Origin of the sequence: Pseudooceanicola pacificus, from assembly GCF_009789075.1 — a bacterium.
Taxonomy (GTDB): domain Bacteria; phylum Pseudomonadota; class Alphaproteobacteria; order Rhodobacterales; family Rhodobacteraceae; genus Pseudooceanicola; species Pseudooceanicola pacificus.
This window is the reverse complement of the sequence record NZ_WNXQ01000008.1, coordinates 24,582-49,994: the sequence shown is the minus strand read 5'-3', so window position 1 is coordinate 49,994 and position 25,413 is coordinate 24,582. Positions and strand designations below refer to the sequence as shown.

At 62.8% G+C, this 25,413-nt stretch carries 23 protein-coding genes; 6 read left to right on the top strand and 17 right to left on the bottom strand.

Annotated elements, in window-relative coordinates; translation table 11 throughout:
• Positions 1-24: 24 nt before the first annotated feature.
• Genes GLS40_RS18230 through GLS40_RS13530 form a run of 6 tightly spaced genes read right to left on the bottom strand, consistent with a single transcriptional unit; the run spans position 25 to position 6,092 of the window.
• Positions 25-801 carry a helix-turn-helix domain-containing protein gene (locus GLS40_RS18230; protein WP_160383273.1) on the bottom strand — a complete coding sequence of 259 codons (777 nt, stop codon included), beginning with the start codon at positions 799-801 and terminating at the stop codon, positions 25-27.
• A gap of 36 nt (positions 802-837) precedes the next feature.
• Positions 838-1,458, bottom strand: coding sequence for a glutathione S-transferase family protein (locus GLS40_RS13550; RefSeq protein WP_160383272.1), 621 nt, complete (start codon positions 1,456-1,458; stop codon positions 838-840).
• 21 nt (positions 1,459-1,479) lie between these two features.
• Complete coding sequence (locus GLS40_RS13545; protein WP_160383271.1) at positions 1,480-2,475, bottom strand: NAD(P)H-quinone oxidoreductase; 996 nt, start codon at positions 2,473-2,475, stop codon at positions 1,480-1,482.
• Between the two features lie 23 nt (positions 2,476-2,498).
• Positions 2,499-4,193, bottom strand: coding sequence for an FAD-dependent monooxygenase (locus GLS40_RS13540; protein WP_160383270.1), 1,695 nt, complete (start codon positions 4,191-4,193; stop codon positions 2,499-2,501).
• Between the two features lie 24 nt (positions 4,194-4,217).
• Positions 4,218-5,063 carry a fumarylacetoacetate hydrolase family protein gene (locus GLS40_RS13535; RefSeq protein ID WP_160383269.1) on the bottom strand — a complete coding sequence of 282 codons (846 nt, stop codon included), beginning with the start codon at positions 5,061-5,063 and terminating at the stop codon, positions 4,218-4,220.
• Between the two features lie 48 nt (positions 5,064-5,111).
• Positions 5,112-6,092, bottom strand: a complete 981-nt coding sequence (locus GLS40_RS13530; protein ID WP_160383268.1) for a VOC family protein — start codon at positions 6,090-6,092, stop codon at positions 5,112-5,114.
• Positions 6,093-6,466: 374 nt separating this feature from the next.
• On the opposite strand from GLS40_RS13530, the gene GLS40_RS18225 reads away from it, so the two are divergent.
• The 4 genes from GLS40_RS18225 to GLS40_RS13510 all read left to right on the top strand — a co-directional run bounded on the left by GLS40_RS18225 (position 6,467) and on the right by GLS40_RS13510 (position 10,169).
• Positions 6,467-7,270 (top strand): helix-turn-helix domain-containing protein, encoded by an 804-nt coding sequence (locus GLS40_RS18225; protein ID WP_160383394.1) that lies wholly within the window; start codon positions 6,467-6,469, stop codon positions 7,268-7,270.
• 131 nt (positions 7,271-7,401) lie between these two features.
• Complete coding sequence (locus tag GLS40_RS13520) at positions 7,402-7,944, top strand: TRAP transporter small permease (RefSeq protein WP_235905926.1); 543 nt, start codon at positions 7,402-7,404, stop codon at positions 7,942-7,944.
• Positions 7,944-9,242 carry a TRAP transporter large permease gene (locus tag GLS40_RS13515; RefSeq protein WP_160383267.1) on the top strand — a complete coding sequence of 433 codons (1,299 nt, stop codon included), beginning with the start codon at positions 7,944-7,946 and terminating at the stop codon, positions 9,240-9,242. The genes GLS40_RS13520 and GLS40_RS13515 overlap by 1 nt, the downstream gene beginning before the upstream one ends.
• A gap of 33 nt (positions 9,243-9,275) precedes the next feature.
• Complete coding sequence (locus GLS40_RS13510; RefSeq protein WP_235905925.1) at positions 9,276-10,169, top strand: BKACE family enzyme; 894 nt, start codon at positions 9,276-9,278, stop codon at positions 10,167-10,169.
• Positions 10,170-10,269: 100 nt separating this feature from the next.
• On the opposite strand, the gene GLS40_RS13505 is transcribed toward GLS40_RS13510, so the two are convergent.
• The 5 genes from GLS40_RS13505 to GLS40_RS13485 are packed head-to-tail and all read right to left on the bottom strand — an operon-like array spanning position 10,270 to position 14,881.
• Complete coding sequence (locus tag GLS40_RS13505) at positions 10,270-11,112, bottom strand: fumarylacetoacetate hydrolase family protein (RefSeq protein ID WP_160383266.1); 843 nt, start codon at positions 11,110-11,112, stop codon at positions 10,270-10,272.
• A gap of 56 nt (positions 11,113-11,168) precedes the next feature.
• Complete coding sequence (locus tag GLS40_RS13500; protein ID WP_160383265.1) at positions 11,169-11,861, bottom strand: GntR family transcriptional regulator; 693 nt, start codon at positions 11,859-11,861, stop codon at positions 11,169-11,171.
• A 26-nt stretch (positions 11,862-11,887) separates the two neighbouring features.
• Positions 11,888-13,198, bottom strand: coding sequence for a TRAP transporter large permease (locus tag GLS40_RS13495; RefSeq protein WP_160383264.1), 1,311 nt, complete (start codon positions 13,196-13,198; stop codon positions 11,888-11,890).
• A gap of 15 nt (positions 13,199-13,213) precedes the next feature.
• Positions 13,214-13,798 (bottom strand): TRAP transporter small permease subunit, encoded by a 585-nt coding sequence (locus GLS40_RS13490; RefSeq protein WP_160383263.1) that lies wholly within the window; start codon positions 13,796-13,798, stop codon positions 13,214-13,216.
• Between the two features lie 21 nt (positions 13,799-13,819).
• Positions 13,820-14,881, bottom strand: a complete 1,062-nt coding sequence (locus tag GLS40_RS13485; RefSeq protein WP_160383262.1) for a C4-dicarboxylate TRAP transporter substrate-binding protein — start codon at positions 14,879-14,881, stop codon at positions 13,820-13,822.
• Between the two features lie 491 nt (positions 14,882-15,372).
• On the opposite strand from GLS40_RS13485, the gene GLS40_RS13480 reads away from it, so the two are divergent.
• Positions 15,373-15,669 carry a hypothetical protein gene (locus GLS40_RS13480; protein WP_160383261.1) on the top strand — a complete coding sequence of 99 codons (297 nt, stop codon included), beginning with the start codon at positions 15,373-15,375 and terminating at the stop codon, positions 15,667-15,669.
• A 205-nt stretch (positions 15,670-15,874) separates the two neighbouring features.
• Here the strand turns inward: GLS40_RS13480 and GLS40_RS13475 are convergent, their stop codons facing one another.
• Complete coding sequence (locus tag GLS40_RS13475) at positions 15,875-16,390, bottom strand: GNAT family N-acetyltransferase (RefSeq protein WP_235905924.1); 516 nt, start codon at positions 16,388-16,390, stop codon at positions 15,875-15,877.
• 284 nt (positions 16,391-16,674) lie between these two features.
• On the opposite strand from GLS40_RS13475, the gene GLS40_RS13470 reads away from it, so the two are divergent.
• A complete protein-coding gene (locus GLS40_RS13470) occupies positions 16,675-17,883 on the top strand; it encodes a mandelate racemase/muconate lactonizing enzyme family protein (RefSeq protein WP_235905923.1) in 1,209 nt (402 codons plus the stop codon).
• 528 nt (positions 17,884-18,411) lie between these two features.
• Here GLS40_RS13470 and GLS40_RS13465 read toward each other — a convergent pair.
• The 5 genes from GLS40_RS13465 to GLS40_RS13445 all read right to left on the bottom strand — a co-directional run bounded on the left by GLS40_RS13465 (position 18,412) and on the right by GLS40_RS13445 (position 25,411).
• Positions 18,412-18,999 carry a peroxidase-related enzyme gene (locus GLS40_RS13465; protein WP_160383260.1) on the bottom strand — a complete coding sequence of 196 codons (588 nt, stop codon included), beginning with the start codon at positions 18,997-18,999 and terminating at the stop codon, positions 18,412-18,414.
• A 67-nt stretch (positions 19,000-19,066) separates the two neighbouring features.
• A complete protein-coding gene (locus GLS40_RS13460; RefSeq protein WP_160383259.1) occupies positions 19,067-21,367 on the bottom strand; it encodes a molybdopterin-dependent oxidoreductase in 2,301 nt (766 codons plus the stop codon).
• A 56-nt stretch (positions 21,368-21,423) separates the two neighbouring features.
• Positions 21,424-22,110, bottom strand: coding sequence for a GntR family transcriptional regulator (locus tag GLS40_RS13455; protein WP_160383258.1), 687 nt, complete (start codon positions 22,108-22,110; stop codon positions 21,424-21,426).
• A 115-nt stretch (positions 22,111-22,225) separates the two neighbouring features.
• On the bottom strand, positions 22,226-23,401 hold the full coding sequence (locus GLS40_RS13450; protein WP_160383257.1) for an FAD-dependent oxidoreductase: 1,176 nt from the start codon (positions 23,399-23,401) through the stop codon (positions 22,226-22,228).
• A 48-nt stretch (positions 23,402-23,449) separates the two neighbouring features.
• Entirely contained in the window at positions 23,450-25,411 is a 1,962-nt protein-coding gene (locus tag GLS40_RS13445; protein WP_160383256.1) for a TRAP transporter large permease, read from the bottom strand.
• Between the last annotated feature and the right edge of the window lie 2 nt (positions 25,412-25,413).

The window sequence follows — 25,413 nt, the reverse complement described above, 5'->3', positions numbered from 1 at the left end:
GGCCAGGCCCGGACCGGCCAGCGATCAGAGCTCTGCTGCAATGGTTTCAGCGGCCTGTCTGAGGGGGGCGAGGAACTGCCCGACCGCCTCGGTCAGGCTCAGCGCCGAGGTGATCCAGATGACCACGATGGCCCCGACAGGCCGGCCGTCTTTCAGGATCGGCACGCCGATGCTGCTGGTCTTGTCGCTGGAACTGGTCGGCAGGGCGGGCTCTCCGCTGCGGATGCTGTAGCCGCGGGTTCTCGTGTCCGTCAGCAGCCTGTTGATCGACTGCCGGTCGAGATAAGGCAGGTCCTCAGGGTCCCCTGCCGCTTCGGCCAGAGCCAGCATCGCGGCCTGTTCGTCGGGATCGCAGAACGCCAGAAAGGCCCGTCCCGACGCGGTCCGCAGCAGGGGGAGCGGCAAGCCCACCATGCTGCGCGCCAGAGACATCGGGCTCAGCCTGTGTGTCGTCTCCTGCGTGAACATCTTGCCGGCATCGTAGGAGCAGACATCGACCGGCCAGTGGATCTCGGCCGACAGCCGCCGGATGACGGGGCCGCCGACGGATCCCAGCTTGGTCCGCGTGACGCCGCGCGCCAGAAGCCAGACCCGGTCGGTGACGCGAAAACGGGAATCCGTCGCGCTGCGTTCGACATAGTGCAGCTCTTCCAGCGTTTCGAGGATGCGGTAGACCGAGCTTCTTGGCAGACCAAGCGCTTTCGACAGCGCCGTGGGACGGGCGCCGTCGCAGCGATTCAGTTCCTCCAGAAGCGCGAGTCCCCGTTCAAGCGCGCGAATTCCGTTGTCGGGTTTCGACACTGTCGTGGTTCTCCGTCGCGGCCCGGATCAGACCTGTCAGACAAGCCCTTCCAGCGCCATGGCCCTTTGCGCGGCCGGCCGGTCCGACATGCGCCGGAAATAGGCGATCAGGTTGTCGGGCAGATCAAGTTCAAGCCGGACAACGCCCCAGAACATCGTGTAAAACAGCGCGGCATCGGCGATGGTCATGCGGTTGCCCATGATGAACGGCCCGTCGCCAAGCTGCTTGGACAGGAAACCCGCCGCTTTCATGACGATGTCTGTGCCAGCCCCCTGCACCCAATCCAGATCGGCATCGTTCGGGGTGAACTTCTGCGGGCGCAGGATCCGGGAAAAGCCCTGCATGTGCATCGTGGCCACGATGTAGTCGAGGGTTTCCAGGATGCGCAACTCTTCCTCGAAGCTCTCCGGCCCGAAGGTCTCTTTGGCGTAGGTCTGCGCCAGCCAGTGGGCGATCACGCCGAATTCGGTCAAGAGCGAACCATCGTCGCGCAGAACGGCGGGAACCTTGGATTTCGGGTTCACACGAATGTAGTCTTCCTTGAGCTGGTCGCCATTCTTGATGTGAATCGCGACGCCGTCGTAGTCGACGCCGATCTCTTCGAGCAGAAAGTGAATCCCGAGCGAACATGCGCCGGGGGAAAAATAGAACTTCATCTTGGCCTCCTTGTTGATGCGTCAGTCGTGGTCGACCGTCAGCATGATTTTTCCGATGTGATCGTTTCGTTCCATCTCCGCATGCGCGCTGGCGGCGTCCCGGAAATCGAATGTGGCGGCGAGTGTCGGCCGGACCCTGGTGCCCAGCAGGGGCAGCACATCGCGCCGGATATCCTCGGCCACCCGCGCCTTTCGGTCCAGCGGCAGCGGACGCAGCAGCGACCCGGTGATGCGCAGGCGTTTCGCCATGATGTCCCGCAGGGGCAGCGCCAGTTCGGCCCCGCCGCCGCCCGACAGGTGGGCGATCTGACCGTCCGGGGCCATCATCTTCAGATCCTGATCCAGATGCGCCCCGGCCGAAACATCGAGCAGGGCCGAAATGCCCTGACCGCCGGTCGCCTCCATGACCTTGGCGGCGAGTTCCGCGTCGCGGTAGCTCAACGCCGCATGCGCGCCGAAACCCTTGGCAGCGGTGACCTTGGCCTCTGTTCCGGCCGTTGCGATGACCCGGTAGCCCAGGGCGGACATGGCCTGCAGCGCGATATGGCCGACGCCACTGGTCCCCCCGTGGATCAGGGCGAACCCTTCTTTCCCGAGCGACATGAGATGGAAGAAATTCCACCATGTCGTGAACGCGGCTTCCGGAAAACCGGCGGCTTCGATGTCCGAAAGCGTGTCGGGCGCCGGCAGGACGAGGTGCTGGCTGGCGATCACATACTGGCCATAGCCGCCGCCCTGAACCAGGGCCATCACACGCTCTGCGATGCGGTCCCGGTCGACGCCGGCGCCGACGGCGGCAATGGTCCCGCAGACCTCCAGCCCCGGGATGGCAGTGCCGTCGCTATGCCGTCCGCCCGATCTTTGATGGACGTCATGACGGTTGACGCCGGCGGCGCTCACCCGGATCAGCACCTGTCCCGAACCCGGCACCGGAACCTCGACCGTCTGCGGTTGCAGAACGTCGGGGCCTCCGGCGCCGGTGATGACAATCGCTGTCTGGGTCTCGGGTATGGCCATAGTCTGGGTAATCCTTGTATCAGTCATGCAGAGACGGTCGCATCCGACCGCGAAACGGCCCGGGCAAGAGCATCGTGCAAGTCACGCGCGGCGCCCGTGCTCCTGGACCGCCAGGCGACATGCCCATCCGGTCGGATCAGGACAGCCCCATCCGCCGACACGCCGTAAAGCCGGCCCCATGCGTCGACATCCGTATCCACATCCGTGCCGATCCGGAATGCGTTCAGCGGAACGTCCAGGGCATCCGCGGCAGAGCGTGCCGCCAGGGCCCAGTCTTGCCCGTCGGGTCCGGCAAGAAGTGTAAAATGCCCGATATCGAAGATGTCCAGAAGGGAAGTATCCGGGGTGTCGCCAAGCGTCAGATGTGGCGCGCGGTGGCCGGGTCTGGCGGTCGGCCGGTATTCGGCGACGGAAAATTCCGGCAGGGCAGTGCCATCCGGCGTGATGAGGGCGGATTCGTAGTGGTAGCCGAACGTCTGCCCCGGATAGTCGAAATGCGCCCGCTGTTCGGGAATGCCTTCGGCCAGTTTCGCCCGGTTCGCCGCGCCTTCGGGGCCTTCGAGGTTCGACAAGAGCGCGCTTTCATTGGCCAGCATGCCCGACAGGCCCTTCCTGACCATCGCTTCGGCATTCCGGGCGCTTTGCTCGACATTGAATTTCGCGACCGGTCTCCGTTCGACATCATAGGTGTCGAGCAGGCTGTCCGGTGCAGCGCCCCGCAGCACGAGGTTGAGTTTCCAGATAAGGTTCTGAACATCGGCAACGCCGGTGTTCATACCCTGGCCGCCGGTCGGCGGAAGCGGATGCGCCGCGTCACCTGCGATGAACACCCGGCCAGACGCCATCGTGTCGGCAATGCGGGCCTGCATCCGCCAGGGCATCACGTTCTTGATCTCGATCGGAACGGCCGGATCCCCGATGACAGCGCGCAGGATGGCCAGACACCGGTCGGCCGTGAAATCCTCGCGGGACTCGTTTTCGGAATAGCCGAAGTTGTACGTCCAGCGCCGTCGTCCATCGAGCGAGATCAGGACGCCCGACGTCGTCGCATTGTAGATCCAGTAGAGCAGGTAGGGGCGCGTCTCGACAAGGTGCCAGAGGTCCGCGTGGAAATAGACGCCGATCTGCTGTCCAATGGACCGGCCCTGCATCCCGATGCCGACGCGGCCGCGTGAAAAACTGCGCGGGCCGTCCGCGGCGATCAGGTATTTCGCCCGCGTCCGGCCAGTGGCGCCCGAGGCTGACTCCCAGCTCAGGGTGACCCCGGTCTCGTCCTGTTCAATCCCGGTGATCCTGTGTCCGAACCGTGTCTCGACACAGTCGCAGGCTTCCGCATGGGTCCTGAGAACCGGCTCCAGTACATCCTGAGGACAGGACCTTTTGAAGACTGGGCTTTGCAACCGTTCGATCCGCGCCCATTCGGGATTGGCCCGGGTTTCGATGACGCCGATCTCTTCGCCGGCAAGGCTGGTCACGAACCCGATGCCGGCATGCCGCTCAAGCGGGAGCGAGACGGCATCGACGTCGGCCGCCACGCCGAGCGAACGAAAGATCTCCATCGTCCGCGTATTGACGACATGGCCGCGCGGGTGGAACGAGGTCGTGTCGTTCTGTTCGTAGAGGATGCAGGACAGCCCCAGGTGCCCCAGCATGCAAGCCGCGCTCAGCCCGACCGGGCCGCCGCCGATGATGGCGACGTCTGTGTGTACCTCAGACATGGGTTGTCTCCCGATGGGTCGTGTTCAGGTTTCGTCGATGATCGGGTTCGACAGCGTTCCGATCCCGTCGATTTCGACTTCGATCGTATCGCCGGGCTTCATGAAGACCTTGGGGTCGCGGAAATTGCCGACGCCGCTTGGCGTGCCGGTTGCGATGATGTCGCCCGGCGCCAGGTCGATGATCGTCGAGACATAGGCGATCAGGTCGGGAATATCGAAGGCGAGATCGCCGACCGAGGTGTCCTGCATGATCTCGCCGTTCAGGCGCGTGACCATCCGCGGTTCTGTCGGGTCGCCCAGTTCGTCCGGCGTCACAAGGCAGGGCCCCATCGAGCCGGATTGCCAGAAGTTCTTGCCGCCCCAGAACTGTGTCGTGTGCCGCTGATAGTCCCGGATCGACCCGTCGTTGAAGCAGGTATAGCCGGCGACATGATCATAGGCCCTGTCCCTGGCGATATGGCGTCCGGGTTTGCCGATGACGACGGTAAATTCGCCCTCGAAATCGAAATTCTGCGAGACCTTCGGGCGGACCAACGGTGCGCCATGACCTACAACTGACGAGGGGTAGCGGGTGAAGATGGACGGGTATTCCGGTCGGTCCCGGCCGGTTTCCTTGATATGGCCAAGGTAGTTGAGACCAATGCAGACGATCTTGTCCGGCTTTGGAATTGTCGGCAGCATCGTCACGTCGGACACCGGAAGCGACGGACCATCAGCCGATGCGAGCCTGTGGATCGCGTCGCCTGCCAGCAGCGCGCGCAGGTCCGGATAGGTCCCGCGAAGCGTGGTCCCCGCGTCAACGACGGTATCGCCCTCAAGGCGTCCGTAGGACTCGGTACCGCCCGGCAGGACGTAGGAAGAAATCTTCAACAGTTGGTCTCCTCGTTTGGTGACTGCCGTCTGTCGGGCAGACAGCGATCATTCCGTGTGAACGACGCGATCCAGCCAGGCGCAATTCGGTTGAGGGTCGGGCGCGCGGAACCCGGTACGGGCGGTCTCGTGACGCATTTCCCGCATCCGCTTGCGCACCGCGTCGTCCTCGGGAAGGTGGATGCGTTCGTGACCCCAGGTAGACGGGCCCTCGGTCGTCTCGAACGGTTGCCAGGTGTCGGGGTCGACGATCTGCGCGCCCCAGCCGTATTCCACGAAGAATTTGGACGGCGTATTGGTGTAAAAGCTCATCATGTGGTCGTTCGAGTGCCGACCCAATGTGTAGGCCACCCCTTCATCGCGTTCCTGCGCGATGTCATAGCCCTGCCCGACATCGTCCAGAGACAGCAGTTCGACCATGAAGTGATGGATGCCCTTGCGGCCCGATCCCACCATGGCAAAGCTGTGGTGCCGCCCGTTCACATGGAAGAAGTAGAGAGGGTAGGGCGTCAGACCGTAATCGGTGACGTTGAAGCCCAGAATGTCGCGATAGAAATGCAGGATGCCCTGAACGTTTTCGACATGAAGGACCGCGTGGCCCATACCAAGCGACCCTGTCTTGAAACCCGAAATCGGCCGCCCGGACAGGAAAGGATCGCTGGCGACTTCGGGCCCGCAAAAGGCCTCCAGCCGGTTGCCGTCGGGATCGCAGAAAGAGATCAGCCGCGCGACATGGCGCTGATCGGCCAGGGACGCACCATGCCAGGTGACCTTGACCCCGTGATCTTCCAGCCGGGACGCCAGGGCATCGAGATGTTCGGGCGTTTCCACCTCCCACCCCATGAAGGCCAGATCCTCTTCGCCTTCGCCGGTGACGATCAGCCGTTGTTTCCTGTCGTCCATCCGGAAGAGCCCGGAATTTCCACCTGTGTCGACCTTTTGCATTCCCAGCAAATTGGTCGCGAAGTCGTCCCAATCCCTCAGTTTCTTTGAGTTGATCCCGATATAGCCAAGCGCTGCAATCGACATGGGCGTGTTCCTCTCAAGCTGGTGTATCGGTCCCGATCGGATGTATCGCTCTGCCAACAAGGCCAAGACGGTCCACGCAGGCGACCGTTACACTGTTGGTCAAACCTTTAACGTCGCTTGTTCCGCCGCGCTTTCGCAAACTCGATCGTGTTCACCTGCCGAACAGGCCCCAGATTACCTTTCTCGGGACTCACTTGGCCAGCTATCTGAGAAGGTAGAAGACTGCGGTGCAGGAAGGTTAAGATATGCTTTTTCCAGAATGCCGACCCGGGTTGGGCCCAGCCCTCGGCGCGGGCAAATTCCTTTGACACCAATTTCGACAGCATACATGCCAACCCGGTTGGCTTTGAAAAACGCCGTGGGGAGGGAAGGCCATTTCCGATTCATCGATCAGAGCTCTTGAGCGAGGCGTCGCAGTCCTTCAGGCGGTAAACCGGCTCAATGGCGCGAAGCCGGGCGATATCGCCGATGCGACAGGTATTCCGCGCCCTTCCATTTATCGGCTGCTGAGGACGCTGTCAGAGATGGGGATGGTCTCGAAAGACCATTTTTCCAACCGCTGGCGTCCGACCCGGCATGTCAAATCGCTCAGCTCGGGCTTTAGGGAGGAAGACTGGGTTTGCCAGGTCGCGGTGCCGCATATGATCGAACTCGGCCGCGATGTGCTCTGGCCGCTCGATCTGGTGACGTTGCGCGGATGCGCGATGGAGGTGCGTGAATCCACGCATCAGATCAGCCCCTATTCCGTTCACCACGGAATGGTCGGCAAGCAGATCCCCCTGATCGAGACGGCAAGCGGCCGCGTCCTGCTGGCGAATATGTCCGAGCCGGATCGGCAGGCGCTGCTGACGTTGTTGTCGGAAACCTCGGGTGTGAAACCGCCATTCGTCATGAAGGACGGCGGCATCGACGCCATTATCGCCAAGGTGCGGAAACTGGGCGTCGGCTTCCGCGTCGCCGATTTCACACCGGAGACGGGCAGCATCTCTGCGCCGATCTGGTACGAGGACCAGGTGTTCGCCTGCCTGACACTCATATGGTCCACAAGCTCGCTGCCCCTGGAAAAGAGCCTGGTGCTCTATCGTGACAAGCTCTTGCGGACCGCCGACGCTATCTCGCGCGACCTGGTGGGCAAGTTGACGTCGGCAGAGATCGCCCAGTTCCGCGAAGCCAGCTGACCGCAGGCCCGACGTTCCGGCGCGATATTCGGGCGCGATGTTCGGGCTGCGAACAGTTTCGAGATGCCGGCGGAGAGAATTCTCCGTTGCAGGTAGAGCTTTCAGAACCGAGGCTCAGGGGAGGAACGGCTTTGGCACGTTTGGACCGCATTTTGCGGATTGGCGCCCGCTGGCTGGCACTGGTCGGATTTGTCGGCCTGCTGGCACTGGCCATCATGATGACCCTGGACGCCATCCTGCGGACCTTCTTCTCGGCCCCATTGCACGGGGTGAATGATGTCAGCGCCGTCGTCATGGCCGTCGTCATCGCAAGTTGCATCCCCGCCAACCTGTCGGACAGAAAGAATATCTCGGTCGAGGTTCTCGGGGCCATACTGGGCGTGCGCGCGAACGAACTGCTGACGCTGTTTTCCAGTTTCGTGATCTTCGGCTTCGTCTTTCTGATGGCCGTGCAGTTCGTTCCCTTCGTCGAAGGCATGTACACGAGCGGACGCAGGACCTGGGTTCTGGCCTGGCCAGTCTGGCCGTGGTGGAGCGTCGCGACCGCATGTCTTTACTACGCCGCGATCATCCAGGCATCGAACGTCATCAAGGACACTATTGCCGTGTTCGACAGTTTCGGTCCGCGCGCCTCGGGGGGCGGCACCGTGACGTCGGACAAAGGGGCGCGATAATGGATCCGGCAACGATCGCCCTGCTGGGCCTCATGTGCATGTTTGTCCTGATCGCATTGCATGTCCCGATCGGGATCTCGATGGCCGTGGTCGGGATCGGCGGCTTTGCCTCGATGACCGGCTGGGGGCCCGCGATCAAGTTGCTGGCGTCCGAACCGGCGGCAACCATGGCCAACCTCGACCTCGCGGTGATCCCGCTGTTCATGCTGATGGGGAGTCTTGCTGCAACCGGTGGCCTGGCCCGGGACATCTTCGAGACGGCCGAAGCGCTGGTGGGCCATCGCCCGGGCGGGCTGGCCGCGACGACCATCGTCGCCAGCGCGGGTTTCGGTGCCGTTTGCGGGTCGTCCGTGGCAACCACGGCGACATTCGGCCGGGTCGCTTTGCCCGAAATGATCGAACGGGGCTATGCCAAGGGCAGCTCTGCCGGGGCCGTCGCGGCGGGCGGCACGCTCGGGATCATAGTCCCGCCGTCAAGCATCATGGTTCTCTACGGCGTCCTGACCGAAGAATCCGTCCTGAAACTGTTTACCGCGGCCATTTTGCCGGCATTGCTTTCCGTGGTGCTGTATCTGGCGGCCATCGCGGTGGTCGCCCGGCGCAGGCCCGAGGCGATGCCAGGTTCCCGGAAGCTGCCATTGCGGACCCGCATCCTTGCCATTGGCCGATCCTGGGGGGCGATCACCCTGGCGATCATTGTCCTGGGCGGCATCTATTCCGGCGTCTTCACCGTGAACGAAGCCGCCGCCGTCGGCGTTGTGTTCGCATTCTTCTTTGCGCTTGCCCGGGGAAAGCTGAACAGGGACACCTTTCTGTCGGTCCTGTCAGAGGCCAGCGTCGCCACCGTCATGATCTACGTGATCGTTTTCGGCGCGATGATCTTTTCGTATTTCATCAGCCTCAGCGGCGTAAGCGGCGAAATGATGGGCGCCATCGAAAGCCTCGGGCTGCCGCCGCTTGGCGTCATCTTCGTGCTGGTGCTCATCTACCTGGTGCTGGGCGCCTTCTTCGATGAAGTCGCCGCCGTCGTCGTGACCCTGCCCTTTGTTCTGCCGATCATTCTGTCCTTGGGATATGACCCGGTTTGGTGGGGCATCCTCAACGTGGCGCTGATTGGCGTGGGCATGCTGACGCCACCGATCGGGATCAACGTCATGCTGTTGAACGCGATGCGCGCGGACATTCCGTTGACCACGATCTATCGGGGTATCCTCCCATTCTTTTTCGCCGATTGCGTCCGGATCCTCATCCTCGTCCTGTTCCCCCAGGTCACGTTGTGGCTGCCGTCGGTGATGTGACGGGGCGGTCCGCGCCCAATCTTTCTGAAACCAATGGAACTTTCGAAAGGAACCATCATGCAGCCGGTATTCCTGACCTGCGCCCTCGTCGGAAACTTTTCGACCAGGGCGCAAAACGAGAACCTGCCGATAACGCCGCAAGAATTGGCGACGCAGGCCCTTGAGGCTGCGAAAGCCGGGGCAGCGATCGTCCATGTCCACGTCAGGGACCCGGCCACGGGGATGCCCTCGATGGAGGTCGCATTATACCGGGAAGTGGTCGACCGGATCCGGCAGGAGAACGACGACCTCATCATCAACCTGACCACGGGCAATGGCGGGCGCTTCGATCCGTCCCCGGACAATCCGGTCGTGCCGGGACCGAGGACGAACCTGCTTCCGCCCGATGCGCGGGTCGAACATATCCTTGCCCTGAAGCCGGACATCGCCACACTGGACCTGAATACCATGGTTTTTGGCGGCGAGGTGGTGATCAACACGCTGCCGTCGATACGCAGAATGGCGGAACTGATTCAAAGCGTGGGCGTGCGGCCCGAGATCGAACTGTTCGACAGCGGGGACATTTCCATTCTCAATCAGCTCATGTCCGAAAATGCCTTTGACCACACACCGCTCTGTTCGATTGTCACCGGGGTCAAGCATGGGTTTGTGCCGCTGCCTGAAACGCTGATCTATGCCCGGAACCTTCTGCCCAAGCCGGCGATCTGGACCGGCTTCGGGACTGGCGCACAGGCCTTTCCGATGGTTGCGCAATCGGCACTTCTGGGCGGGAATGTACGGATTGGTATGGAGGATGCCGTCTGGCTCGGCAAAGGAGAAAAGGCTCCGTCAAATGCCGCCATGGTCCTGAAAGCGTCACGACTGCTAGAGGACCTCGGTTTCCCGCTGATGTCGCCAGCGCAAGCGCGTGCGGCAATCGGCCTGTAGGTGGGCGAGGCACGAACAGGACGCCACACTGCGGCGTCCTGTCAGGCAAGGTCATGTCGCCCTGACGTGGTCCGGCAGGACATTGATCGCGGATACGCCGTCAGGCTTCGTCTGCCACGCCGTTCGACAAGATACCGACGCCGGTGATTTCGATCTCGGCGGTCATGCCCGGCTCCAGGTAGAGCTGCGGCTCGCGGAACCGGCCAACGCCCCCGGGCGTGCCGGTCGCAATGACATCGCCCGGCAATAACGTCAGGACCTGCGACAGATAGGCGATGATTTCGGGGATCGTGATCGCAAGGTCATCAATGGGGGCCTGCTGTTCGATATTGCCGTTGATCCGGGTGGTCAGCGTCTGCCTGGTGATATCGCCGACCTCGTCCGGGGTTACGATCCACGGCCCCATGGAACCGGAGCCTTCAAAGCTCTTGCCTGGCCAGAACTGTGACGTGTGCACCTGATAGTCCCGGATGGAGCCGTCATTGAAACAGCTGTAACCCGAAATCACATCCCAGGCCGCATCTGCCGGGACATGGCGGCATGTCTTGCCGATGATCACGGCCAGTTCGCCCTCGTAGTCGAACCTGTCCGAGACTTTGGGACGGATCAGAGGTGTCCCATGCCCCAGAATCGAAGACGGATACCGGGTGAAGATCGACGGATAGGTCGGCTTGTCGCGCCCGCTTTCCCTGATGTGGCTCATGTAGTTGAGACCGACACAAAGGATCTTGTCGGGGTTCGGTACGGGCGATTGCAACGTCACCTCGTCGAGGGCCAGGACAGGCCCGCGATCCTTGAGCTCCGATTGGGCGCCAGCCGTCAGGATGGCGCGCAGATCGGAATAGGTCTGCGACAGCTCGGCCCCGGCATCAAAGACCGATTTGCCGTCGGTTGTGCCATAGCTGGCTGTGCCATCCGGGCGAAGGAAAGAAATGAGGCGCATGAGCGAGTTCCATCATCGTTGCTGGGTTCTGAATTGGCCCCGGGCGCGGGTGCGGCTCAGGGGGTGAGTATGGGCTCGATCTGGCGCCTGAGTTTTCCATAATGCTCGGCAAGGGCGCTGACTGCGGCGTCGGCATCGCGGCGCAGCACGGCCTCCACGATCTGTTCATGCTCCGCCACATGGTTGCGTTCGGCAGTCGCAGCGAAGTTCACGAGGGACCGGTACCGGTCGTTCCGGTCGAACAGTCGGCTGCACAGTTCCATAAGCATGGGTGATCCGCATTCGGCAATCAGCGCCATGTGGAAGGTCTTGTGCAGGCGACGGCGTTCGCTGGCTCGGTCGTCATGCGCATCATGGTCGGGAAAGGCCTGGGAAAACCAGTAGAGGGCCAGGACGATCTCGCCCTCCCACTCCTTGCCACCCCGTTCGATCGACCTGCGCAGGGCGCGGCTTTCCGACCAGCACCGCATATCGAGAAGGTCGTCGAAATCGGTGAGGGTCACGCCGGACACCCGGAAACCGCGATTTTCCAGCCGGTCGACAAACCCTTCGGGGATCAGCAGTGACAGGGCCTCGCGCAACGGAGAGGCCCCGGTGCCATACTCTGCCTTCAGCTCTTCGATGCGAAGTTTGCGACCGGCTTCAAGCCGACCCATGATGATGTCTTCGCGTATTCGCTGATAGACGTCGGACATCAGCAGTTTGCCGCCATCCGACTGAGCTTCTATTGCTTGGCGGGCGTTGACCATGTCGCCTGGTCCCCTCAAATCCGTCACTACACCAATGCGAGCGTGATAATCGGAAACATCACAATCAGCGCCAACACAAATAGCATGGTCAGGGCGAATGGCATCGTGCCCAGGAAGATATCGTTGAGCGAGATATCGGGATCGTTCAGATTGGTCTTGATGACAAAGACCGCGAGGCCAAGCGGCGGGGTCAGCAGCCCGATCTCGACCGCGATGATCGTGACGATTCCGAACCAGACCATGTCCACGCCCTGCGCCATCATGATCGGCTGAACCAGCGGCAACAGGATCAGGATGATCGAGATCGCGTCAAGGATTGTACCCAGCAGAAGGATCGCAACGAGGTAGATCAACAGCAGCACGGCAAAGCTGAATTCGGCCTCGGCGAACCAGTTGCCCAGCAGGTTGGGTAGCCGCGACAGGGCAAGCATGTTGGCGTACATATGCGCGGCGATGATCAGGGCCGAGATCGACGCAGTGACATAGCCGGTTTCGGTCAGGACATGCCACAGACCGCGCAGGGTCAGGCGTCGTTTCAGGGCTGCAAGGATCAGCGCGGCCAGGGCGCCGACTCCGCCCGCCTCGACCGGCGTGAAGACCCCGCCGTAGATACCGCCCAGCACGATGACAATCAGCGATGCGATCGGCAGAAGCTTCAACAGGGCCTTGCCAAGCGTCGTGTCGCTGTCCGGAGCCGACGCCATCTGTTCCGACTGAACCAGGCCGGGGTTGATCCGGATCAGCAGTTTGATGACCAGCATGAAGGCACCGGCCAGAAGCAGGCCGGGCAGGATGCCGGCGGTGAACAGATCGCCGATGGACACCTCTGCGATGATGCCGAAGAAGATCAGCAGCAGGCTGGGCGGGATCAGCATGCCCAGCACGGACGATCCGGCGACGACCCCGACCGAGAAGCGCGGCGTGTAGCCCTGACGCATCAGCTCGGGCACTGCCAGTTTGGTAAAGACCGAAGCGGATGCGATGGAGCTGCCGTTGATCGCGGCGAAGACCGCATTCGCCGCCACCGTTGCCATGCCGAGTCCCCCGGCAACGCGACGGAAAGCGCGCCCCGCCACGTCGAACGTATCGCGCCCCACGCCCGAGACGCTGATCAGCAGACCCATGGCAACGAACAGGGGGATGACGCCGAAGGAATAGCTTTGCAGAGAGGTTTCCACTGCCTTGGCCAGCAGGCTGCCGGCCACGTCGATATTCCCACGGATCATCCAGGTCGCCACGAAGGACAGAACCAGCAGGACAAGCGCGATGTGAATGCCGAGCTGGATCAGCAGGATCATGAGCGCCAGAGAAATCAGTCCGATGGTGGACGGGTCCATAATCAAACGCTCCGTTCAATCGAATTCGGCATGATCGCCGGGGTGGGGCGCCGGGGGCGCCGCGAGGTTGGCCGCGGCGAGGAGGTGATGCAGGGCATGCGCCAGGTATTGCAGCAGGGTCAGGGCCGATCCGACGACGATGATCAACAGGATCGGCCAGATCTCCATCGTGAAGCGGCCGAGACTGCCGACATAGGTTCCGTCCACCCAGGCCTCGATGAATTTCGGCGTCACGTACCAGGTGACGACCGCAAAGGTGACCACGCCGAAGGCGTGATAGAGCGCCTCGAGGGCCTGTCCCAGTCTGGGCCGCCAGGCCTGAACGCGCGACAGGAGCATGTCAGAGCTGATGAACCGCCCCATGCGCAGGGTATTCGCCATCTGCAGGAACACGATGCCGACGATCGAAAGCGAGACAATCTCGGGCACACCGTCGATCGGACGAGATAGCAGGGCCCGGCCAAAGACATCCGCATTCACCAGGATCATGATGGCGAAGATCCAGACCGACCCGATGACGGCCAAAGCGGTCGTCGGAAAGGCCATCACCCGCGCGACCGCAAGGATGATGGACTCTGCTCGCCTCGATTGCGTGGTCACGTCGACGACCTCCCGAGCGGGTTACTCTTTGTCCCAGTCACGTGCGAAGGTCACGCCGGCATCCCGCGATGCCTGCATCCAGGTCTCCAGCATTTTGGTCCCCGGCAGGCCCTTTTCGTCTGTCGTCGTCGCCCAGAGCTTTGCAATATTTGGCAATGAGGCTGCCAATGCGGCGATCTCGTCCTTCGGCATGTCGTTGATGGTGGCCCCGTTGTCGACGGCCGTCTGGAGCCCTTTCGCCGCGCGTTCCACGGTCGCTTCGACCAGCTGGGCCTCGTACTCGTCCGACACATCCGTCAAGACCTGCTGAACCTCTTCCGGCAGGCTCTGCCATTTGTCCTCGTTGATCGTGATGTTCGTGGTGAGCTGCGAGCCGAACCCGACGCGCGTGATGATCGGCGCCACCTCGTAGAACTTGAAGGTGGGGATACCGGATTCAAACATCAGGATACCGTCGTAGACCCCCGTCTTGAGCGAATTGTAATATTCCGAAAGAGACCCCGAGACAGGTGTCGCGCCGGTGCCTTCCAGCCAGTTCGCGGCAAGTCCGGGCGCGCCGAACTTCCGGCCCTGGAGGTCGTCCAGCGAATTGATCTCGAAGGTCGACACCATGTGGTAGTTGACGAGGCCCGAAATCGCGAGCCGCCGCTGGTTGTGCTTGAGGAACTGTTCATCGAGTTCCGGTATCTGTCCGCGCACCTTGTCGAAGGTTGCCATCGTCTGCTTCAGATCGGTACTTCCGAACGGGGTGACGAAGGTGATCTGTTCGAGAGGCAGTTTTGCGCCTTCGAAGAGCGTGTTCACATAGGCCATGTCGACGATGCCGTCCTCGACCGCTTCGAACATGTCGAACTGCCCGGCGATCGTGCCGCCCCAGCCTTTCGTCCATTCGATCTGATAGTCGCCCGTTTCAGCCAGCCGCTTGTCCACTTCCGGGATCAGGAAGTTCTCAAGATAGGCAACGCCTGTGCTGTGCACGGGCAGGCCGGCGGCAATGGTCATGCGAATGGTCTCGGTCGCATAGGCCGATGTGCCCATCACGGGCAGGGCGAGGGCAAAGGCCAGGTATTTGACGTACTTCATGGTGTGATCTCCTCCTTGCGGCCTGATCCCGGTCTCCTCTCCGGTTTCAGGCGATTTTGATCGCGCAGTGCATCAGCCCTGCGCGGGCCTTGCTTCAGATCAGCGGCAGAATCGCTGAAATGGCAGTTTTGTCGATAAAATGACGCCAGCCGCGCGCCGTAAACAAAGACCTGAGATCTGTTCGCTCTGCGATACGATCCGGTCAGTCCGGTCCGTGTGCCGGCGCCCGGTCCGCCTGGCCGCGGCGGCGCTCGCACCGGTCGCGATCAGCGGAGGGACCAGGAACGAAAGGTGCAACGGACGCGGGACGGGTCATCGGAAAACCCCGGAATGCGGGGTGGGGACAGGCCCGGACGCCGTTTTCGGGCACCCTCAGGCCTGATCTTTCCCGGCGTCCCTCGGCCAATCGACCCGGCGCATCCCGAACGCTTGGGTTGATTTTGTTCCCGTTATGTTCTATATCTTAAGAAAATCAGGAAGGGAGTATCCCAATGGAACCCACCACGCATGCCCTGCCTGCGACGCCCAAGCAGATCGCCTATGCCCGCCTGCTCGCCCTGCGCAACCAGACCCTCCTGCCCAGGGAGATTCAGCAGGACCGTCGGTCCCTGAGCGCCTGGATCGAAGCCCAGGCCAGGCTGAAACCGGTTTCGGGGGCGAACCGGCGGCCCACCTCCAAGCAGGTGGCCTTTGCCGAAAAGCTTGCCCGGATCAAACAGCGCGCCGTCCCGGACGAATGCTTCCGCGACAAGGGGCTCATGTCGAAGTGGATCGACGGGAACAAGTGAGACGTGCTGTAACGGATGCGGTCCGGCTTGCCCGATCAGACCGACAGTATGCCTCAAGGTCCTGTCAGCTGCCTTCGGTCGCCTCGGCGTTCAGCTTGCGAGCGACGCCGACTGGCAAGAACATCCTCAGCGGGTTCGGTGTGAGCGGCAGAAAGCCGTAGCTTTCGTACAGCGCCTTGCGGCGGGGAAGAGCCCAGACCTGTCTTTATTGCTGAGGTAGACGATAAACCTCGACCTCCCGTTCACAGGTCGGGTCAATCGTTCTTCGGTCAAAGGTCATGCCGAGCTTTTGCATGATGCGCGCCGAAGCGCCGTTCTCGATTTGGTAAATGCTCACGATATCGGTGATGCCCAATTCATCAATGCCGAAGGAAAGCGCGGCCGCCGCTGCTTCGCTTGCGTAGCCTTTCCCCCAACTCGGCCTGGAAAACCTCCAGCCAATTTCGACAGAGGGGAACACTTCGGGCAAGAAGTTCGGCCAGGAGAACCCTGTGAAGCCAATCAGGTCACCGGTTTGCTTGGATTCGACGGCGAACAACCCGAAGCCTCGTTCGCTCCACTCTTTCTCAAAGGACGCGATGTGTCGTGCCGCGTCGTCCGCGGTTCGCGTTTTCCCATTTCCGATGTAGCGCATGACGTCCGGGTCAGCGCACATTGCTGCAAATGGTGCGTGATCATCAGGCTTCCAGCCTCGCAGCAGCAGTCGTTCAGTATTGATCATGTGCTGTGTCATGGCGCTCCTTAAGCACATTGCCCAATGGCAGCAAAGTCCGCTGTGCAGACACCCGCGCATGCCACGTCGGGGGTCCGGTTCCAGTCGCCTGAGCACGGCATTCGACACCTACGCGGTCGCGATGATCCCGACCGCGATGGCCTTGTCCAGGATGTGATGGATTGGCTTTGGGGTGAACCGTTCCGGCCTGGCGATCATGGAACGTTGACAGGTCGGGGCAGTTATTGCACTTTGCATGCAATCTACACTTTGACTCAGAGGAACGACCGCGCATGGGTACGAGCAACAGGATCAGGGGGATGGAGATCATCCATGTCCCGATGTCGGGAGCGGCCGGAATCGCCCGATGGAATCCGATTTTTGTCCGCATCACCACCGAAGACGGCCTGACCGGGATCGGCGAGGTCGGCCTGGCCTATGGCGTGGGGGCGGCCTCGGCCATCGGCATGCTCGAAGCCCTGGGCGAGGCCTTCGTCATCGGGGCCGACGCCATGGCGCATGAGGCGCTGTGGGAACGGATCTACCGGCGGTCCTTCTGGGCCGAGGGCGGCGGTCCCGTGGTCATCGGCGCGATGAGCGCCATCGACACCGCGCTCTGGGATATCAAGGGCAAGGCGCTTGGGCTGCCCGTCTGGCGCCTGCTGGGCGGCGCAGCCGCGCGCCCGCTGCGCTGCTACGCCAGCCAGATCCAGTTCGACTGGTCCGAAACCGACCGCAAGGACCTGACCGATCCCGCCGCCTATCGCGACGCGGGCGTCAAGGCCGTTGCCGACGGCTATGACTGCGTGAAGGTCGATCCGGTCATGATCGGCAAGGACGGCAAGATCGACGACCACGTGCGCGGCATGTTCACTGCGGCCGAGCTGGACCTTTACGTCCGGCGGATGGAGGCGGTGCGCGATGGCGTCGGACCGTCGACCGGCATCATCCTGGAACTGCACTCCCTGCCAAGCCTGACCGGCGCTCGCCAGCTGATCGAAGCCTGCCGCCATGTGGGCCTCTACCTGGTGGAAGAGCCGGTGCATTACGCCAACCCGAACGCCCAGATCCGCCTGTCCGAAAGTTTCCCCGAGACGCGCTTTGCCGCCGGTGAGCGGCTTTATACAAGGTGGGGGGCCGAGCCCTATCTGTCGTCAAATGCCATCGACATGCTGCAGCCCGATTTCGGCCTGGTCGGCGGGATCACCGAGGGCAAGAAGGTTTGCGATCTGGCCCATCTCTACGACATCACCGTACAGGGCCATGTCTGCGGATCGCCCGTCGCGACAGCCGTGGCGCTGCATGTGGAAACCGCGATCCCGAATTTCGAGATCCACGAACACCATGTCTATGCCCGCCAGCCCGCCAACCGCGAGCTCTGCACCATTGATCTGCAGCCGAAGGACGGGGTGATGAGCGCCCCCGACGCGCCCGGGCTGGGCATCGACCTGGTCGACGCAGCTCTGGACGCAGCAAAGGCCCGCCGCTTCACCGTCGGCTGAGACATTCGCGCCGGCAGGAGCGGTTCCCGGTCGGCGCGGGCCCGATCACCTTCCGACAGGAAGGGCTGGTCGCTGAAAGGCCCTGGTGTCTCCCACGCCAGGGCCTTTTCGGATGTGTTGAAGGTGGCGGTCGGGGGCGAAGGAGCGCGTCGAATGTGCGGTCGCCCGATTCGAGCCCTGACCTGCAGGCTATCCGCTAAACGGAGAACCACGGCCTTTGACCGGTCGGCCGAGGCTTTACATAACAAGGCCTATAGGAAATTTTGCGTGCCGTCGATTTTATGAAGATGGTCTTTGGTCAGGACGGTACCATTGGCTCTCAGTCCATCCGGACCTAAGAGACCACGATAGACCAGGTCCCGGCCCGGACAGGGTCGCGCGAAACCCGCTCTTGCGAATAGTCACCGTTGCGCCACGCCCGCAAAGCAAACCTGCAGGCTGTGCCAGGCCGCACCCGGGGATGTGCGTGACGGTTCAACACATCCGGCAAGGGCCCTGGCGCTGCCACGCCGGGCCCCTGCCGATGACTCACGCCGGGATCGGCATATCCCGGCCGAGGGCGTAGAATTCGTCGTTCGGCCGCAGCGAGGTGATGTTGGCGATCCGGTTGGACATGCCGAAGAAGGCCGAGATCATGCCGATGTCCCAGATATCGTCCTCGGTAAAGCCATGCTCGGCCAGCAGGGCGAAATCCGCGTCATTCACCTCTTGTGCGCGGGCCGAGATCTTCACCGCATAGTCGATCATCGCCTTCTGGCGCGGGGTGATATCGGCCTTGCGATAGTTCGCCGCCACCTGATCGGCAATCAGCGGGTTCTTGGCCCGGATGCGCAGGATGGCCCCATGAGCCACGACACAATACTGGCACTGGTTCAACGCACTGGTGGCGACCACGATCATCTCGCGTTCGGCCTTGGTCAGATTGCCGGGCTTGTCCATCAGCGCGTCGTGATAGGCAAAGAAGGCGCGGAATTCGTCGGGCCGTGCCGCAAGGGCCAGAAAGACATTGGGAACAAAGCCGGATTTCTCCTGCACCTCGCGGATGCGCGTGGCGATGTCCTCGGGCATGTCGTCCAGCGAGGGCACGGGAAAGCGGCTGACGGGTTTGGTGCTCATGGGTCTACCTTTCGTGAATAGGGTGCACGTCCGGCCTTGCCGGTACGCGGGCGCCGCGGGGTGGCGATCATTCTGCTGCGGATACGATCCAGCGCGCGGGGTGGTGACGGTCATCCTGCCGGGACAGGTTGCCGCGATAGGGTTCGACCCGTACAAGGCAGGTCTGCGCCGCGCAGCCCTGGCTGAACTGCGAGGCGGGAATGTCCCGGGTCAGGATGTTGGGATTGCCTGACATCTCCAACCCGTCGTCCAGTGCCAGCCAGGCCCCCGTGGGCAGGCAGACCACGCCCGGGGCAAGGTCGGGGTCGACTGACAGGCTCGCCAGGCAGCGGCCGCGCCCGTTGGACACGAGCAGGCTGGTGCCGTCGGTCAGGTCGAGCCTTTCGGCATCGGACGGGGCCATGCGCAGCCGTTCCAGGCCGTCGTGTTTCATCTCCAGGCTCGACGGGGCGGATTCCAGCTGGGAATGCAGCCGCCCGATGGGCTGCGGGGTCAGCATGTGAAAGACGTCCGGCGCGCTCCGGTCCGGCCCGTCTGTCCATTCCGTCGGCGGCAGCCAGCTGGGCACGGGCGGGCAATCGTCATAGCCCTTTTCGGCCAGCAGGTCGCTGTGCAGCAGGATGCGCCCGGTCGGCGTGGCCAGCGGCGCGGCCTCGGGGTCTGCGCGGAAGTCCGACAGGTAGGTCGTGCCCGACTGCACCGGCATCGGGGCATCACCCTCGGCCCAGAAGCTGTCGAAATCCGGCATCTCGAAACCGAGGCGGTCCTGCGCGTCCGACCGGGTGAGGTCGTAGATATGGCGCAGCCAGCCCATTTCATCCCGCCCCTCGGTAAAGGCCTCACTGACGCCGAGCCGCGCGGCGATGGCCGAAAAGATCTCGTAATCCGACCGTGCCTCGCCCAGCGGGGCAATGGCCTGCTGCATGGCGACGATGTGATCCGAGCGGCGCGACCCCGAAATGTCGTTACGTTCCAGCGAGGTGCTGGCGGGCAGGACGATATCGCCGCGCTGCGCCGTGGCGGTCCACATCGGATCCTGCACGATGATGGTCTCGGGGCGCTGCCATCCCTGCATCAGCCGGGTGAGGTCCTGATGGTGGTGGTACGGATTGCCCCCGGCCCAGTAGATCAGGCGGATATCGGGGAAGTGCCGGGTCTGCCCCTCGTAATCGAAGGGCGCACCGGGGTTCAGGAGCATGTCGCTCACCCGCGCGACGGGGATGGACAGCCCGGTCGGATTAGGCCCCGCCGACATCGCCGGGGAGCGTCCGGTCCCGAAAGGCGCACCGACACAGGCGAGGGAGCCGAAACCGAAACCCACACCGCCGCCGGGCAGGCCGATCTGCCCGGCCACGCAGGCCAGGGCAACCGCCGCCCAATACGGCTGTTCCCCGTATTGCGCCCGCTGAAGGCTCCAGCTTGCCAGCAGCATCGTGCGCTTGCGCGCGATATCCGCGGCCAGCGCGCGGATGCGATCCGCGTCGATGCCGGTGATCCCTTCGGCCCAGTCCGCGGATTTGGTCACACCGTCCCCGCGCCCAGCCAGATGGGCGAGGAATTCATCCACGCCCGAGGCAAGCCGGTCGATCAGGGCCCGGTCGTGCTGCCCGGTGGCGACGATCTCTTGCGACAGCGCCAGCATGAGGGCGGCGTCGGTGCCCGGCCGGATCGGCCACCATTCGGCGGGCACCCAGTCGGGCAGGTTGTCGCGGCTGGGGGACACAAGCACGATGCGCGTGCCCCGCTCCACCAGTTCCTTGAGATAGTCTTCGAGCCGGTGCCGTGCGACGCCGCCGGCCTCGTTCTGGGCCGTGCGCGGAGAAAGGGCACCAAAGATCACCACGATCTCGCTGTGCTCGACAACGGTGTCGAGCGTGCTTCCCCTGCCCTGACAGGCATGCGCCTCACCCAGGATGTGACGCAGGATCACCGGCCCGGCCGCGATGGAATAGGTATCCACATGTCCGACATATCCGCCCGCCAGGCCCAGCATCCGTTTCAGCAGGGTCGCGGCATGGTGGAAGCGCCCGGCGCTGGTCCATCCGTAGGACCCGGCAAAGATCGCTTCGTTGCCATAGGTGCCGGCGACGCGCTTGATTTCACCTGCGACCAGCTCTTCGGCCTCGTCCCAGCTGACGCGGACATAGCTGTCCTCGCCCCGGCCGCTGCGGTCACGGTTTTCCAGCCATCCGCGGCGCACCACGGGAAAGGTCAGCCGGCGCGGCGAGGTCGCCCAGTCACTGACCGACTGGATGATTTCCGAAGGGTTCGGGTCCTTGTGGAAGGGCCGGACCGCTACGATCTGGTTGTCGTCCACGTCTAGGTCGAAGACACCCCAATGGCTGCTGTGGCGGATGGTCTTTTGCATGTTCCTGTCGTTCCCGGCTGTGTCGCGAATTTCGGCCCGGCCGATGGCGCCGATGATTATTTCTGTGGAAGCGCCTCTTTCAGGCTTTGCATGAACCGGTTCTTGCCGTTCTGAATATGCTCCCCAAGGATCTCGCAGGCATCGTCGATGCGGTCCTGGGCAATCATCTCGATGATCTGGCGATGGCCGTTGCACGAACGTTCAAGCACCTGTTCATCGTGCTTGAGCAGATGGCGCAGGGCCGCGAACCGCCAGCGGAACAGGTCGAACGCCCGGCCGACATAGCGGTTGCCGGCGTGGGTGACAAAGACGTCGTGAAATTCGGTGTCGAGCGCGGCAAAGAGATCCCGCTGCCCGGCCGATACGACCTTTTCGATCCGCGCGGTGACCTCGCGCAGATCGGCAAGCAGCGGCTCCTTGGCCAGGCGCGCGGCCTCGCGCAGGGCGATGGTTTCGATATGGATCCGAAAGGCGGTGATCTCCTCCGTCTCGTCGTCATCCATGGTGAAGACCCGCACCCCGCGATAGGGCTCGGAGCTCAGCAGCCGTTCGGTTTCCAGAATGCGGAAGACTTCGCGCAGCGGCGTCCGGCTGACGTTGAACTCCTGCGCCAGGCGCGCCTCGCTCAGCGGTTCGCCAATCGCGAAATGGCCTTCGATGATGGCCTCGCGAAGGCGGTCCGCAACCAGATGCACGGTTGGCTGGCGCTTGATATCCAGGACCCGTCGTCTGCTGTCTTCCACGCTGGCCTTCTCCTTCCGATTGCTCACTTTTTGTATGCAATGTGCAAGTTCATGGCAAGCACCCTGTGATCGGCCACAGCCAGGGCACAACGCCCATATGGCCGACCGTAGCCCATCAGAAGCGGGTGACCAATTGTTCCGAGAACGAGAACATCTGCCGCAGGATATCCGGGCTTTGCGCGGCGCTGCGCATGTAGTCGACCCATTCGTCGCGCTGCTGTCCGGGTGCCATGTGATAGACGATCTTCTTGTTTTCCGAGGCACGCGGCGAGGCGATCTCAAGGAACTTGCGCCGGCGGTCATCGGAATATTCGGTCAGGATGGCGCTGTTGCGGCCGTCGGTGATGACCTGTCCCAGGGCCTCGACCAGCGCCATGCTGTCCAGAACGCCGCTGGTCAGCCCCAGCCCGCCGGTCGGATTGGTGATATGCGCGGCGTCCCCTGCCAGAAGGATTCGCCCGTCGCGCATCGTATCGGCGCAGCGCTGGTGCATCCGGTAAGGCGAATGCTGCTTCAGCTTCCACGCCCCGTCACCCGGCAGCAGGGCCTTGAACCGTTCGGCAATCCGGTCGCCCACCGTCTCGACCGGCAGCGCCTCGCTTTCCATGTAGGTGCAGCGCCACAGCCCTTCCGGGTCGATCTTGACGATGACCGCGCCGTGTTCGTGATCCACCTGAAAGGTCGTCGCGGTATAGCCCTCGGCTTCGAAATCGAAATAGATGTTTGTCGCGACAAACCGCTCGGGCCAGGTGATGCCAAAGAAATTGGTCTGCATCACGCGTTCACGCACCACGCTCGACGCGCCGTCGCACCCGACGAGCCAGCGGCCTTCGACAACCTCACCGTCGGCGGCGCCATCCAGGGTCACCCGCACACCGGCCTGATCCTGAGCGATGTCCTTCACCCTGGCGGAATAGCGCACCGTGACATTCGGCAAATCCGCCAGTTTCTCAAGAACCACCAGGGCGATCTTGTCCTGTCCGACGTGAAGGCTGATCGGGTAGTCCGACACCTCCTTCATGCAATCCATGCTCATGTGCAGGAACTCGCCGGTATCATGGACAAGCCAGTCCACTGCCGTTTTGACAATACCCAGGCTCTTGCAGGTCTCAAGGATGCCGAGGTTGTCGAAATATTCAAGGATCGGTCCCGGATAGGCCAGGGCGCGCGGGCTGTCGTTGGGCTTGTCTTCGGCCTCCAGCACGGTCACGTCGATGCCCTTCTGACCCAGGCCAAGCGCCGTCAGAAGCCCGACGGGCCCGCCGCCAACGATGATTACAGACTCTTTCATTCCAGACCTTTCGATTTCGCTAGTCGCGATGCGGGCGGGACCGCATCCTCACATCAAAGAGGGAAGCCAGAGCGCCAAGGCCGGGAAGGCGATCAGCAGCACGAGCTTGACAACATCGGCCGCCACGAAGGGCAGGACGCCACCATAGATTTGCCGGATCGTGATTTCGGGCGCGACGCTCTTGAGCGCGAAGAGGTTCAGCCCGAAGGGCGGCGTGATCACACCCAGTTCCACGATGACCACCATGACGACGCCCCACCAGATCACATCGTAGCCAAGCGACGACACGATGGAGGCCGTGACCGATGCCGTGACCATCATCACCGCGATGGAGTCCATGATCGTTCCGATCACCAGGAAGGCGAGGCAGATCAGACAGACGATAACCCAGCCCGGCAGGGGCAGACCGCCAATCGAGCGCGCGGCAAGTTCCGGCAGGCCGGTGGCCGAAAAGAAGAAGGTCGAGGCAAAGCCGCCGATCATCAGCATGTAGATCATCGAGGTCGTGGCGGTGACCTCGGCCACGATCTCGGGCGTGTCGCGCAGCCGATAGGATTTTCGCAGCACCAGCACAAGGGCGGCAAAAACGGCGCCGACTGCGGCGGCTTCGCTGGCCGTGAAGATCCCGCCGAACATGCCGCCAAAGATGACCACGAACATGGAAACCGCCGGCAGGGCCCGGTACCCGCAGCGCATGATCTCTCCGGCGTCCCAGTTGGTTTCGCGCGGCGCGCTGCCGGGCGCGACGGCAAGGAACAGAAAGACGGCGGCGATGTAGAGCACAATGGTGATCAGGGCAGGCACGAAGATCGCCGCATACATCAGCCCGATCGACTGCTCGGTCATCATGGCAAAGATGACGACGACAGTGGAGGGCGGCACGAGCTGGCCAAGCGTGCCGCCGGCGGCGATCACGCCACTCGACAACAGGGGCGAATATCCCCGGCTTTTCATCTCTGGAAAGGCCGCCTTGCCGATGGTGGCGACCGTGGCGACCGACGATCCGGTCAGCGCGCCAAAGCCGGCGCATCCGCCAATCGTGCCAAGCGCAAGCCCCCCGCGGAACGGAGCCGAAATCGCGGAGGCGAAATTGTAGATATCGGCCGCCATGCCGGATCGCACGGCAAGCCCGCCCATGATCAGAAAGAACGGCACGACCGCGATGTCATAGCTCGACAGCAGGGTCATGGTTTCGCTGCCCAGCGTGGCGACGGCGCCCTTGGCCCCGAATATCAGGGCGATACCCAGGATCGAACACAGCGTCAGCGTGGCGGCCACCGGAACGAAGGTAAAGATCAGCACCCAGATCAGCGCCACGATGGCCAGCATCGAGGCCACCATGTTCGTCATGAAGAAGGCGCCAAAGGTCAGCGCGATCCAGGTGAAGAAGGCCAGGACCAGCACACCGGGAACAAAGACCATCGCAAGCGCCACGGGCCACCGGGGATGCGCCTCAAGCGCCAGGCGCAGGGCGACAACCAGCTGGGTGGGGATGGTCAGCAGGAACAGCACGGCAACGGCGACATAGAATGGGCCGACGGGGATTTCGTTCAGGATCGTGTAGGTGCCCCGGTGCAGGGTCGACTGCGCCTGAAGCGTCACGCCCCAGAAGATCAGGATAAGCGCGCCCAGATAGAGGACAGCCCCGATCCCGCGCAGATACCGCACGGCGCGGGGCGACAGGAACCCGGCCATCATGTCCACTTCCAGCGTCGCACGCTGCGACAGCCCGGCCGCCAGCACGGCAGCGATGGACACGGGGAACACGGTCGAGAAGATTTCGTTGATGCCCGTGAGCGGAGAGCTGAAGATCGCCCGCATCACGATCACGTCCAGTGTCTGGATCAGCGCAGTGACAAGGATCGCCACGACCCCGACCAGGGCGATCAGCCGGTTGAACCCGGCCAATCTGGTATCAATGCGGGCCAGCAGCCCGTCGATTTGGCGACCGTGATGCTCCGAGCCGTACAGTTCGATATGACGGTCGTTGGCAGTGGGCGGAAGAGTCACGG